Genomic DNA, 12,651 nt, shown 5'->3' with positions numbered 1-12,651 from the left:
TTCGGATGATCAAGACACTGGAAGTCCAGAATTTCACCGCACTCCCCGACGCGACATGGGAGTTTGCGTCTGGGCTGAACGTCATCGTCGGTGAGAACGGTTTTGGGAAAACCCACGTCCTGAAGCTTCTGTATGCGTTGCTCAAGGTTCCATCGGATGCCAAGGATCACAGCGCGGCACAACTTGAGCGGGCTTATGCCGAGAAGCTTGTTGGCGTCTTCAGGCCCGAGAGTCTGGGCCGACTCGTCAAGCGGCGGCAGGGGCGTGGGCGGTGTGGATTCAGCGTCCGAATGTCCGACACGCAACTGAGCGTGGCAGCCGGCTTTGCCTCCAACGCAAAGTCCCAGGTGGAATTGAAGAAGCGTCCGACCAAAGGGCTTGAGCGCTCGCCGGCCTATTTACCAACTCGGGAACTCGTCACGCTGTGCCCGTGGTTCGTACCCCTTTACGACAATTATCACTTGGAGTTTGAGGAGACTTGGCGGGATACCGTCTCCTTGCTGGGCAACCCGTCGCTGAAGGGACCGCGTGAGAAGCGGGCGGCTGAGTTGCTGGCTCCGCTTGAGGCAGCCATGGGTGGCAAGGTGCAGGTAGACGCGGCCAGCGGGCGCTTCTACCTGCAACTGCCGGGCGAAGGCCGGATGGAAATGCCCTTGGTTGCAGAGGGCCTGCGCAAGATTGCGATGCTCGCGCGCCTGATCAGCACCGGCACGCTGCTGGAACAGGGCTACTTGTTCTGGGATGAGCCGGAGACCAACCTTAACCCGAAGCTCATCAAGGTCGTGGCGGCCAGCATCGTCGCCGTCGCCACCAGCGGGGTGCAAGTCTTCGTCGCCAGCCATTCGCTGTTCCTGCTGCGGGAGCTGGAGATGCTGCTCGGCGACAAGCGGTACCAGAAGCTGCCCAGGCGTTGGTTTGCGCTGGCGGCCCAGGACGGCGAAGTCGTGTTGGAGCAAAGCGATCAGGTCGAGGACATCCAGACCCTGGTGATGCTCGAGGAAGAACTCGCCCAGTCCGATCGTTTCATGGACTGGGAGGAGGCGTGAGTACGATCATTTCGGAAGGCGCGTTAACTTTCACGTTCGAGGCCGACGCGAAGGCTGGCAAGTACGACGACTGGTCTTTCTATCGCAACCAGTTTCAGCAGGGCTGCTTCAAGGACAACAAGGCTGTCGATCTATTGTGCGAGTTGAATCGCAGCGCATGGCTGATCGAGGTGAAGGATTATCGGGTGCATCCCCGCACCAAAGTTGTGGATCTGGCCGATGAGGTGGCTATCAAGGTTAGAGACACGCTGGCGGGTTTGGTGGCCGCCAGTGTCGGCGCCAACGACCCGGTTGAGCGCGCCTTCGCTCGCAGGATGGTAAGGGCGCAACGTATGCGGGTGGTTTGTCACATTGAGCAGCCGGCCAGAGCGAGTCGGCTACGCCCCCGCGTGATTGAGCCGGACAAACTCAAGCTGAAGCTGCGCACACTGCTCAAGGCCATCGATGTGCATCCCATCGTGGGCGATCGGGCAAGTATGGATGGCACTTTGCCGTGGGAAGTGGCCTGAACTGGTGAGATGGGACGCCGAAGTGAATTGTATCGACGTTGTCGCGACAATCTGCCCGACATGACGCTGCTGCGCGAGCAATTTACCGTTCGGTGCAACGCGCGCGAAAAGGCCGCATTGGGTGCGGTGCCACCCGTGTCCGAGCCTGATGGAGAAGAACAATGAGTCTCAAACCGTGGCGTGAGATCGCCGTTCCACATGAAGACGTGCTCAAGGGCACCTTTCAGCAGGCCGAGTTCGCGGCCGACCTGTCGCGCGTGCATCTGGGCACGGCGACCGCCGAGTATCAGGAACCGTCGCTGTTCTTCCGGCGTACTTTCATCACCGAAGGCATGCGCCTGCTGCTGGATTCCGTAGTCCGGCGCTTGACCGGGCGCGGTGGCGATCCGGTGATCCAGTTGCAGACCGCCTTCGGTGGCGGCAAGACCCATACCATGCTGGCGGTGTATCACCTGGCCAAGGGCGAGGTGTCGGCCTCGAATATGTCCGGGATCCCGCCGATCCTGAATGCGGCCGGGGTGGTTGAGATGCCTCGGGCGCGCATCGCGGTGCTCGACGGCATCCGCCTGTCGCCCAACCAGCCGATACAGCGCGACGGGCTGTCCGTGCGCACGCTCTGGGGCGAGCTCGCTTGGCAACTCGGTGGCGCCGAAGGCTACGCCATGGTGCGCGAGGCAGACGAGTCCGGCACCTCACCGGGCAAGGGCGTGTTGGCCGATTTGCTCGGCCGCTGCGCGCCGTGCGTGATCCTGATCGACGAGCTGGTGGCCTACATCCGCCAGTTCGACGAAGGCAAGACACTGTCGGGCGGCTCCTTCGACTCGAATCTGAGCTTCGTGCAGGCGCTGACAGAGGCGCTCAAGGCCGTCCCTACGGCCGTGCTGCTGGCTTCGCTGCCCGAATCCGACAAGGAAGCTGGCAGCGAGCGCGGAATGAAGGCTCTGGCGGCCCTGTCGCATTACTTTGGCCGCGTACAGGCCTTATGGAAGCCGGTGTCGTCCGAAGAAGCATTCGAGATCGTGCGCCGTCGCCTGTTCTCGTCCATCAACGACAAGCTCGGCGCCGAGGCAGTGTGCCGCGCATTTTCCGACTACTACATCGCCAACGCTGCCGACCTGCCGCACGAAACTCAGGAGGCGCGCTACTTCGAGCGTCTGATGCACGCCTACCCGATCCACCCCGAGGTCTTCGTGCGCCTCTACGAGGACTGGTCCTCGCTCGACAACTTCCAGCGCACCCGCGGCGTGCTGAAGCTGATGGCAAAGATCATTCACCGGCTTTGGAAGGACAACAACGCTGACCTGCTGATCACCCCGGGTAGCCTGCCGCTATACGATGCGGATACGCGCAATGAATCGATTTACTACCTCCCCCAGGGCTGGGATCCCGTGCTCGAGCGCGATATCGATGGCGAGCGAGCGGAAACAACCGACCTGGAAAGCGTAGATACCCGCCTGGGCAGCGTTCAGGCGTGCCGGCGTACCGCGCGGACAATCTTCCTCGGCAGCGCGCCTTCGACCGCCAACCAGATGGTGCGCGGCATCGAGCTGGAGCGGGTGCTGCTGGGCTGTGTGCAGCCCGGGCAACAGATCGGGGTATTCAAGGACGCGCTTCGTCGCCTGAACGACCGACTGCATTACCTGAACGCAGGCAACAACCGGTTCTGGTTCGACACTCGTCCCAATTTGCGACGGGAAATGGAAGATCGCAAGCGCCGCTTCCAGGACAAGGATGATGTGATCCCGGCGGTACGGGATCGAGTGCAGCGCACCTTGGCGCAGGGCGTGTTTGGCGGCGTACATGTGTTTACGGCCAGCGCCGACATTCCCGACGACTGGGCCCTACGATTGGTGGTGCTGCCTCCGACGGCCGGGTACAGCCGAAGCGGGGATCAGTCTGCACTTCGCCACGCTACCGAGATCCTGAAGCATCGCGGCGAGCAGCCGCGTTTCAAGCAGAACCGTCTGATCTTTCTTGCGCCCGATGCGGACACCGTGAGCCGGCTGAAAGATCAAGTGCGTTCCGTGCTTGCCTGGCAGTCGATCGTGGCCGACATCAAGGACCTCAAGCTCAACCTCGATCAGTATCAAGCGCGGCAGGCCAGCCGCAGTCTCGATGACGCCAACGAGGCGCTCCGCGGCATGGTGCGCGAGGCCTACCGCTGGGTGCTGGCTCCCGCACAATTCGCGGAACGGGGTAAAGGCTTGACCGAGCTGCAGTGGGAGCCGTTTCAAATCAATTCCGGCGCGCCGAACCTCACGCAGGAAATCGAGCGGGTGTTGCGGGAGAACGAGTTGCTGATCACGGAGTGGGCGCCCATCCATCTCCACACTGTGCTGAAGAACTGGTTCTGGCGCGAGAGCACTGCCGAAGCCAACGCTTTGAACGTCTGGCAGCAGACTTGTCAGCAGTTGTACCTGCCGCGCCTGCGCGACGACGACGTATTCCGTAGCACGTTGGCTGCGGGTGCCGAAGGGCGGGATTTCTTCGGCTTCGCACAAGGGAAGGAGGGTGAGCGCTACCTGGGTTTCGGTTTCGGCAAGCGCACCACCCCGATCCTGGATGCATCCTTGGTCCTCATCGAGCCTGCTACGGCATGCGCCTATGCAGAAGCGGAGAAACGCGCTCGCGAGGCGGCTCAGAGTTCTTCTTCGGGCAGTGGCAGCCAAGCTTATCCACCTGAAGTCATAGGAAATACTCCCGGAGCAGAAGACTCTGCCCGAGGAGGTGCTGCCTTCGTTCCGCCCGCATCTGCTGCTTCACCAAGCATGCATTTCTTCGGGACGATCGACCTCGACCCCGTTCTGGCCAAGAAGCAGTTTGCAGATATCATCGACGAAGTCGTGCTCAATTTCACTGCCAGGCCGGGTGTGAAGGTGCGAGTCTCCTTTGAAATTGAAGCTGAGAGCCCGGCAGGATTCGATGACGCTCTACAACGAGTCGTCCGCGAGAATTGCGGCGTACTGAAGTTCAAGAATGCGGAGTTCGATTGAGCACATCCCAAGACATTTTCTGAGAATGGATGCAAGGGTACGCGCGTCTCATCAATGACTTTCTCGATCAGCCTCGAGATGACTTGGCAAGCGAGCGCCTTTCGCTGCGTCAAGCATTCGCCGCGATCACCACATCAGTTTGAGGTGTAGATGTTTGCTGAGCTTGGTTTGAACGTGGTTCGTTCCATCCCTCTCGAACAGGTGCTTGGCCTCGCGTCCGGCAACCTGAGTCTCCACGGGGGAGTGATCAGAGATGCCGCAGGCCGCATCGTGGCCCATTTGGCGATGCCTGCCTCGACAGGACTGCTTGGTGGCTTGCCGGGACTTGGCACCATCGGTTCAATCGTCAACGGAATTCAGCTTCAAGCTCTAAGCTCAAACGTTTCTGCTGTCAAAGCCGCTACGGAACAGATTCTCAACTATTCCGTGGCAACGACTGCACTGTCAGGCTTGGGCCTGGTAACGTCGGTGACCGGATTCGCGTTCCTCGCGTCCCGTCTGTCGCGTATCGACCAGCGCCTTGGCGCACTCGAGAAGCAGACAAAAGCCATCAAGCAGTTCCTGCATTCGTCTCAGCGGGCACAGTTGATGGCAGCAGTCGATCACCTTCGGCTATCGCAACACGCGACAGACAACGAAACGAGACGGCACTTGCTCCTTCAGAGCAAGCAGTTGTTCGCGACACTTGCGCATCACTACAAGCTTCAACTCGGTGAGATTGACGATATCGGCGAACTGAGCGCAACTGAAGATTGTTACGTCCTTGCCTGCCTGGGCAGTGTCATGGCAACGAGCGATCTCGGCATGATGGATGCGGCTCGCGATGAAATGCTTGGTCATTACGCCGATTGGCGCGTGATCGCTCGAAAGCACTGTGGAAAGCTTGTGCTCAAGGATGATCCTGCGCGCTTGCTCGACGCCCGCTATGTCCAGTCTGTACCAGCTGGTAATTTGATCAAATTTCTAGACTTTACCAACGATTCCAGTCGTGGCGTCCGCTGGTTTGATGACCTCAGGATGACGCTAGACAAGACCACACTGGTGCGCAGCGCTCTCAGCGTCATCGAACCATCCGTCATCGAGTATGCAAACAAACTGTTGGTAAAGGACAAAATGCTGCAGGGCTTCAATGCCCACATGGGGTTCCTGTCCGAGAAGAAGCTTTCGCTATCGTACTTCGCCAGAAGGGTGGAGGAGACCCGCGAGCGGGAGGGCGCTCAGTATTTGGTGCTTCAGCACGCCGCTGCCGCGTAGTTGTGCGGCGGCCCGTCAAATCGATGGGCGACGATAGCCATGCTGTCACCGATGGTGGCTGGGGGTATCTTTGGGGGTATGTAAAGGCAGGTTTGATGGAGGAGTCTTTTAAAATATGGGTTTTCTGAAACAGTTCGATAGCCCTTCGGACCAGAGATGCCCAAGAGAACAGCACGTTACGCAACAAAGCGTAACGTGCTGTTTTGTTTTTCAGAGCAGATTTTCCGACAGCGACGTCGTGCCGGCGTGGTCACCGCTGCCCGGAAGGTGGTCGGATCTGTTTCGGCTCGGGGCCTTCATTCCGGGCCTGATCGGCGAACAGTTCCGCGAGCCAGTCGATGAACACGCGCACCCGTGCGGATAACTGGCGCTTCGTTGGATAGAGTGCGTTGAGCGGGAGGGCGGGAGGGCGATATTGCCGGAGTATTTCCTCGAACTCGCCGCTCGCGAGTTGCTTGGTGACATGGTAGCGAGGGACCTGGATGATGCCGAAACCCGCTGCGCAGGCTGCGACGTACGCATCGCCGTTGTTGACCGACAAGGTGGCGGCCGGGTTGCGGGTCTCGACCCTGCCGCCGATCGCGAAGGCGAGCGGGATGGATTTGCCGGTCGAGGCCGAGACGTAGTCGACGACGGAATGCGTGTCGAGATCGTCCAGATCCTTCGGCCGGCCGTGGCGGTCAAGGTAGTCAGCGCTGGCGCAGGTGACCTGGTCGAGCAGGGCAAGGCGGCGAGCGACCAGCGACACATCGCCCAATTCGCCGATCCGCAGCACGCAGTCGACCCCTTCGCGGACCAGATCGATCTGGCGGTCTCCGACGCTGATTTCGAGCCGGATGCGTGGATAATCCCGGCAAAACGCGGGTAGAGCGGGAATCAATACCAGGCGACAAAGAGAGCCCGAAAGATCGATACGAATCCGTCCCTGCGGATGGCGTGCGGATTGGGAGAATTCGGCTTCCGCTTCGTCGATTTCGGCGAGGATCGCGACGCAGCGCTCGTAATAGCTCGCGCCGTCCACGGTGGTCGTGACCTGCCGGGTCGTGCGCGCCAGCAGGCGTACGCCGAGATGAGCCTCGAGCTGTTTGATGATCTGTGTCGCCGAGGCCCGTGGCAGACCCAGTTGCCCGGCGGCTCGTGTGAAGCTTCCGAGTTCGACGATGCGAGTGAAAAGGCGCATGGCCTGGAGGCGGTCCATGAGTTTTATTATTTCTTTGTTACGAATAGTGTTGTTCCATGGCGAGTGTTTATCTTACTTGATCAAACAATAATAATTCTGCTACTGCGAGATGATCGATTGAGGTAGTGGGCATGGAGTACGTACAGTTTGGCTCGAGCGGGTTGAAGGTATCCCGGTTGGCTCTCGGATGTATGACCTACGGTTCGCCGGATTGGCGTCCCTGGGTGCTCGACGAAGCGGCCAGCCGGCCTTTTATCCGCGAGGCGCTCGATCTCGGAATCAATTTCTTCGATACCGCGGACATGTATTCGCGTGGTGTTGGCGAGGAGGTCGTCGGACGGGCTCTTCGGGATTTCGCACGGCGTGAGGATGTGGTCATCGCTACAAAGGTGTTTTATCCGATGAGCGAGCGCCCCAATGACCGCGGCCTGTCGCGCAAGCACATCCTTGCAAGTATCGATGGCTCCTTGCAGCGTCTCGGCACCGATTACGTCGATCTTTACATCATTCACCGTTTCGACCCCGAGACGCCGGTCGATGAAACCCTCGAGGCACTCGATGCCGTGGTGCGCGCGGGCAAGGCTCGGTATATCGGTGCATCGTCGATGTTTGCGTGGCAGTTCATGATGATGCTTGCGCGCCAGCGCGAACTTGGCTTGAGCCGCTTCGTGTCGATGCAGAATCACTACAACCTGTTGTACCGAGAGGAAGAGCGCGAGATGCTGCCGCTATGCCGTCACGAGGGTATCGCGGTGACGCCGTGGTCTCCGCTGGCTCGCGGCCGGCTTGCGGGCTCGCAGCAGAACCACACCACGCGCGCCGAAACAGATGGTTTTGCGCAGCAGTGGTACGACCAGGCGCGTGTCGACGATGCCATCGTCGCCGCCGTCGGTGAGGTCGCACGGCAACGCGGTGTGCCCCCGGCTCAGGTCGCGATCGCCTGGGTGGCGGGGCGGCAGGGGATTACCGCGCCGATCATCGGTGCATCCAAGGCGCATCACCTGGGCGATGCCGTTGCGGGGCTCGAGTTGCAACTCAGCGCCGACGAAGTCGCGATGATCGAGGCGCCATACAGATCACGCCCCGTGGCCGGACATGATTGAACGGGTGAAGCGCTTTCGTCCGAATCCATATCTGCTGCTGGTGCTGACCTCCTTGTTCTGGGCCGGAAACATGGTCATGAGTCGCGGGTTGCGCGCAGATCTTCCTCCGGTCGGTCTCGCCTTCTGGCGCTGGGTCGTTGCACTCATGTGCGTGCTGCCGTTTGCCTTGCCCCACTTGAAAGGACAGTGGCCGGTATTGCGTGCGGCCTGGCGACCGGTGATCTTTCTCGGCATTTTCGGCGTTGGTTGCTACAACACCTTTTCGTACGTTGCGGTGCAGTACACGACGGCGACCAGCGCCACGCTGCTCAATTCATTCGTGCCGGTGGCGACGAGTGTGCTGGCGTTCCTGTCACTCCGCCGGCGACTTTCTCGCCCTGAAGCGATTGGCGGCCTCGTTTCGCTGGTCGGGGTGGTGATGCTGATCAGTCACGGTAGCCTCGATGTGTTGTTGGGGCTCGGCCTCAATGTCGGTGATGTATGGATGCTCGTGGCGGTTCTGGCGTGGAGCATCTATACAGTGGGCTTGCACTGGCGGCCGCAGGGCGTGCATCCGATGTTGTTGCTTGCCGCCTTTATCGTCGTCGGCCTTGGGGTGATGGCGCCGATGTACGTCTGGGAGCTGTCGACCGGCGCGTCGATCAACGTCCATGCCGGTTCGCTGGCTGGAATCCTGTACGCCGGAGTGGTTGCGGCCTTCCTTGGTTTCGTCTGTTTCAATGCCGGCGTCGCAGCCGTCGGGCCTGCGGTCGGCTCTCTCTTCATCCATCTGCAGCCGATCTTCGCATCGGTCCTGTCGGCGGTTCTGCTCGCCGAGCAGCCGCAGTGGTACCACTACGCCGGAATGGTGCTGGTCCTGGGTGGAATCTTCGTGACCACGCGCCGTCCGAGCACGGCCTGATCGGGTCTTCGTACCCTCTGTTTCGCAAGGAACTCGGATGTTTTCACAACTCGAACGCCCAACCCTGCCGCGCCCGGGACTGAACCGGATCTTTGGCGACCTTGGATTCACCTATGTCGCTAATGGCCTGATCGGTTTCATCTTTTCCGCAACCGGGCCGGTGGCCATCATCCTGTCGGTCGGTACCGGAGGCGGTCTGTCGGAGGCCGAACTGGCCTCGTGGCTGTTCGGCGTATTCTTCATAAACGGGTTGATCACCATCGCGATGAGCTGGTGGTACAAGACGCCGCTTGGCTTTGCATGGACCATTCCGGGAACCGTGCTGGTGGGCCCGGCACTGCAGCATCTGAGTTTTGCCGAGGTGATTGGTGCGTTCTACGCAACCAGTCTGCTCATTCTGGTCATGGGTGCGAGCGGGTGGGTCAAACGCTTGATGCAGTCGTTGCCGATGCCAATCGTGATGGGGATGGTGGCCGGTGTCTTTCTTCGTTTCGGACTGGATCTGGTAAGGGCTCTGCATAGCGATCCGATGATTTCGGCACCGATGGTCGTTGCCTTCTTGCTGCTGTCGGCCAGTCCGGCCTTCGGCAAACGACTGCCGCCGGTGATCGGTGCGTTGCTCGTCGGTGCCCTCGTCATTGCCGTACTGGGGCGCGTCAATACCGCGGCGCTCGGCAGTTTTGCCTTCGCGTCTCCGGTTTTCCAGGCTCCGGTATGGACAGCCGGCGCCCTTATCGAGCTCGTCGTACCGCTCGCCATAACGGTGCTGGTGGTGCAGAACGGGCAGGGTGTTGCCGTGCTGAAGGGGGCAGGACACGAGCCGCCAGTCAATACGATCGCCTTCGTGTCGGGGATCGGCGCCGCGTTCAGCGCGACGGTGGGCGCAGTCAGCACTTGCCTTACCGGCCCGACCAATGCGCTGCTGACATCGTCCGGCGAGCATGGCCGTCAATATAGCGCTGCCCTGGTTTTCGGCATATTCGGTGTGCTCTTCGGACTCATGGCGCCGACCTTCACCAACCTGATGCTTGCCGCGCCCAAGGAATACATCATGGTTCTTGGCGGACTCGCGATGTTGCGTGTGCTGCAGGGTGCCTTCATATCCTCGTTCGGTAGCGGCAAATTCACCCTTGGGGCCCTGATCAGTCTGGTCGTGACGGTAGCCGATCTCGGGATTCTCAACATCGGTGCCGCCTTCTGGGGTCTGGTTGCCGGATTTGTGGTTTCCTGGCTGATGGAGCGACAAGACTTCGTGGCGCTCGCGAATCGCGCCTGACGCTACCCGGATTCATTGCCGGAGCGCCTGACGTGCTGACCATTCTCGGGGTTACCGGGCCGATCTTCATATTGATTGCCGTCGGTTTTGCCGCCGTGCGGGGCGGTGCCCTTGTCCAATCCGAGATCCGCGCGCTCGGTGTCTTCGTGATCAACTTCGCCCTTCCCGCGTTGCTGTTCAAGGCCATGGCGCAGCGTTCGCCCGGCCAGCTGCTCGATGTCGATCTACTGGTTGTCTATGCTGCAGGTTCGCTTGCCGTCGTCGCGGGGGTGCTCGCGGTTACCTGCCTGATCGGCAAACGCAGCCTTCAGGACGGTACGGTTCTGGCAATGGGCATGTCGGTGTCGAACAGCGCGTTTATCGGTTTCCCGATCGCCCAGCAGCTGATCGGCGCAAAGGCGAGTGCGTCACTCGCGCTCTACGCTGTGGTGGAGACCCTGATCATGCTCCCGCTGTTGATGACGCTGGCGGAGCTGGGGGGCAAATCGGGTCGGCACTGGGTACTGGTTCTGGGTGGCATCGCGGGGCGCCTGCTCAAGAATCCGATGTTCGTGGCAATACTTGCGGGTGTCGCGTTCGCCGCCTTCGCTATTCAGTTGCCGCTACCCCTGGCCCGCGCGGTCGACATGCTCTCGGGGGCGTCGGCGCCGGTCGCTCTCTTTTATATCGGGTGCATTCTGGCCGGTCTGAGTCTCAAGGGGATGGCGGGCGACATCGGCAGCATCGTCGCGGGCAAGCTGATTCTGCATCCGCTGGCGATATTCTGTGTTTTCCTGTTGTTGCCTTTCGACGATTCCGGGCTGAGAAACGCGGCGATCATCAATGCCGGCATGCCGATGATGAGCATCTACCCGATTCTCGGCCAACGGTATGGCAAGGAAGGTGTTTGCGCTGCGGCACTGGTCGCGACGACGGTGACGTCGTTCTTTACGATCAGTTTCCTCTTGTGGCTGACCGGAGTCGGCTAAGGCGTGGCTTTGAGCCCGGCTGTTTACGGGACCGGCCGGGCAGCCTCGAAGAGATGCGCGCGCCCGCATGGGCTTCCGCGTTGCGATATTTGTCACGGAGAGCTGCCGAAGCTGGCTGCTTCGCGCCGGTTACGTGCGCTTGGTCGGCGGGAGGGCTTGCCCTGCGTGATATAGAGATGTCCATGAAATCACCTTCTATCGGGGAGCATGGATGCCGGCAGGTTTCAGTATCACGTTCAGTGGCGAATTTCTCGAGGGCTTCGATCCCGCCTTGGTAAAGGTGCGCTTCGGTGAGCGTTTCGGTGTCATCGGACCGCAACTCGATAAGGTGTTTTCGGCAAGGCGAGTGTTTCTCAAGAAGGGGCTGGGTGAAGGGCAGGCGTCCTTGCTCCGACGCGAACTTCACGCGCTCGGCCTGAGGGTGGACCTGCGGGACGCCAGCGGAGCCGTCGTGATCTTGCCGGACGACCCACCCGAAGAGGCGGTGCCTGCCAGTGCTGCGGGGCCGGCCGATCCGACGTTCCGGATCCTCTATTCGGGGGTATTGTTGCCCGGTTTCGTACGAGCGCGCGTGATGGCCGATGCCGGCCGGCGTCTGAAGCTGGGTGAGCGTCAGCTTCAGACCGTCTTTTCGGGCAGGGAGATCGGGCTCAAGCAAGGTTTGAACGTCGTCGAAGTCCGTCGCTACCTCGAAGTACTGCGGGATCTGGGCATGGCCGTGCGCTGCGATCCGCCGTTGCCCCGTGCGCGGCAGATCGCTCCGGCCGGCCCGATCCACGATGGCACGGTCGTGGACGCGGTGGCCGAGGACGATCTGGCAAGAACGGTGATGTGGTCCGATCCGGTCGTGCAGGAGCGGTTCATGGATTCCGAGGACGACCGGCTGATCGCCGCCCTGAGGGCGGAGTTCGACGCACCCAAGGAAGACCTGCCCGCAGTCCGCCAGGCTGCGCCTGTGATCGAGCCAACGGGGGACCGCGGATTCGGAGAACCGCATCTCGCGCAGACCATTCTCAACCCGGACGCATTGCGTGCTTTTTTCGAACCGGAGCCCGACCATCCTGCCGCCGACGAAGCGAGTACGTCGCCTGTGCCAGAGCCCGCGGTCACGGTGATGCCGCCGGAGCCGCCGCCCTCCCTAGCGGTGGCGGAGCCCGATCATGATGTGGCCATGCCGGAGCGCATTCAGCTGGGCGCCGGGCGCGGGGAACAACTGAATGGCCCGGTGGTCGGTGTGGCGGAGGCGATCGGAGTGCCGCCCGAGCCTGACGGGGTGATGCCGCCGCCGGCTACGCCCTCCGGCGGGAGTGTTGCGGTAGAGGGACGGACGAAGCCCTCGGCCATCGATCATACGACCGCCATTCTGCTGGGCGTGATTGCTGCGCTGGCGGTGATTCTCGTGATGGTTCTCATGACTTGAT

Annotated in this window: 10 protein-coding genes; 9 read left to right on the top strand and 1 reads right to left on the bottom strand. The window is 61.1% G+C overall.

Annotated features, from left to right (window positions below):
* Nucleotides 1-5: 5 nt before the first annotated feature.
* From GQB03_RS16415 to GQB03_RS16400, 4 genes are all read left to right on the top strand, one after another.
* Nucleotides 6-1,046 (top strand): AAA family ATPase, encoded by a 1,041-nt coding sequence (locus tag GQB03_RS16415; protein WP_159691719.1) that lies wholly within the window; start codon nucleotides 6-8, stop codon nucleotides 1,044-1,046.
* Complete coding sequence (locus tag GQB03_RS16410) at nucleotides 1,043-1,555, top strand: hypothetical protein (protein WP_159691717.1); 513 nt, start codon at nucleotides 1,043-1,045, stop codon at nucleotides 1,553-1,555. The genes GQB03_RS16415 and GQB03_RS16410 overlap by 4 nt, the downstream gene beginning before the upstream one ends.
* 161 nt (nucleotides 1,556-1,716) lie before the next feature.
* Nucleotides 1,717-4,548 (top strand): ATP-binding protein, encoded by a 2,832-nt coding sequence (locus GQB03_RS16405; RefSeq protein ID WP_159691715.1) that lies wholly within the window; start codon nucleotides 1,717-1,719, stop codon nucleotides 4,546-4,548.
* 150 nt (nucleotides 4,549-4,698) lie between these two features.
* On the top strand, nucleotides 4,699-5,802 hold the full coding sequence (locus tag GQB03_RS16400; protein WP_159691713.1) for a hypothetical protein: 1,104 nt from the start codon (nucleotides 4,699-4,701) through the stop codon (nucleotides 5,800-5,802).
* Nucleotides 5,803-6,052: 250 nt separating this feature from the next.
* Here the strand turns inward: GQB03_RS16400 and GQB03_RS16395 are convergent, their stop codons facing one another.
* Nucleotides 6,053-7,000 carry a LysR family transcriptional regulator gene (locus tag GQB03_RS16395; protein WP_159691711.1) on the bottom strand — a complete coding sequence of 316 codons (948 nt, stop codon included), beginning with the start codon at nucleotides 6,998-7,000 and terminating at the stop codon, nucleotides 6,053-6,055.
* 113 nt (nucleotides 7,001-7,113) lie between these two features.
* Here GQB03_RS16395 and GQB03_RS16390 point away from each other — a divergent pair, with 113 nt between their 5' ends.
* The 5 genes from GQB03_RS16390 (at nucleotide 7,114) to GQB03_RS16370 (ending at nucleotide 12,650) form a co-directional block, all read left to right on the top strand.
* Nucleotides 7,114-8,085 carry an aldo/keto reductase gene (locus GQB03_RS16390; RefSeq protein WP_159691709.1) on the top strand — a complete coding sequence of 324 codons (972 nt, stop codon included), beginning with the start codon at nucleotides 7,114-7,116 and terminating at the stop codon, nucleotides 8,083-8,085.
* A gap of 4 nt (nucleotides 8,086-8,089) precedes the next feature.
* Entirely contained in the window at nucleotides 8,090-8,986 is an 897-nt protein-coding gene (locus tag GQB03_RS16385) for a DMT family transporter (RefSeq protein ID WP_159691807.1), read from the top strand.
* Between the two features lie 37 nt (nucleotides 8,987-9,023).
* Nucleotides 9,024-10,262, top strand: coding sequence for a benzoate/H(+) symporter BenE family transporter (locus GQB03_RS16380; protein WP_159691707.1), 1,239 nt, complete (start codon nucleotides 9,024-9,026; stop codon nucleotides 10,260-10,262).
* Between the two features lie 32 nt (nucleotides 10,263-10,294).
* A complete protein-coding gene (locus GQB03_RS16375) occupies nucleotides 10,295-11,230 on the top strand; it encodes an AEC family transporter (protein ID WP_159691705.1) in 936 nt (311 codons plus the stop codon).
* Between the two features lie 211 nt (nucleotides 11,231-11,441).
* Nucleotides 11,442-12,650, top strand: a complete 1,209-nt coding sequence (locus GQB03_RS16370) for a hypothetical protein (protein ID WP_159691703.1) — start codon at nucleotides 11,442-11,444, stop codon at nucleotides 12,648-12,650.
* Nucleotide 12,651 lies beyond the last annotated feature (1 nt).

It is taken from the genome of Cognatazoarcus halotolerans, assembly GCF_009800965.1.
Classification (GTDB): domain Bacteria; phylum Pseudomonadota; class Gammaproteobacteria; order Burkholderiales; family Rhodocyclaceae; genus Cognatazoarcus; species Cognatazoarcus halotolerans.
The sequence above is the reverse complement of the archived record's forward strand: the minus strand, read 5'-3'. Positions and strand labels throughout refer to the sequence as shown.

What these genes read in the sequence shown, in the direction of transcription:
- GQB03_RS16415 (WP_159691719.1), top strand. Translation starts at nt 6, where the DNA reads ATGATCAAGACACTGGAAGTCCAGAATTTCACCGCACTCCCCGACGCG.
- GQB03_RS16405 (WP_159691715.1), top strand. Translation starts at nt 1,717, where the DNA reads ATGAGTCTCAAACCGTGGCGTGAGATCGCCGTTCCACATGAAGACGTG.
- GQB03_RS16370 (WP_159691703.1), top strand. Translation starts at nt 11,442, where the DNA reads ATGCCGGCAGGTTTCAGTATCACGTTCAGTGGCGAATTTCTCGAGGGC.
- GQB03_RS16390 (WP_159691709.1), top strand. Translation starts at nt 7,114, where the DNA reads ATGGAGTACGTACAGTTTGGCTCGAGCGGGTTGAAGGTATCCCGGTTG.
- GQB03_RS16395 (WP_159691711.1), bottom strand. Translation starts at nt 7,000, where the DNA reads ATGGACCGCCTCCAGGCCATGCGCCTTTTCACTCGCATCGTCGAACTC.
- GQB03_RS16400 (WP_159691713.1), top strand. Translation starts at nt 4,699, where the DNA reads ATGTTTGCTGAGCTTGGTTTGAACGTGGTTCGTTCCATCCCTCTCGAA.
- GQB03_RS16380 (WP_159691707.1), top strand. Translation starts at nt 9,024, where the DNA reads ATGTTTTCACAACTCGAACGCCCAACCCTGCCGCGCCCGGGACTGAAC.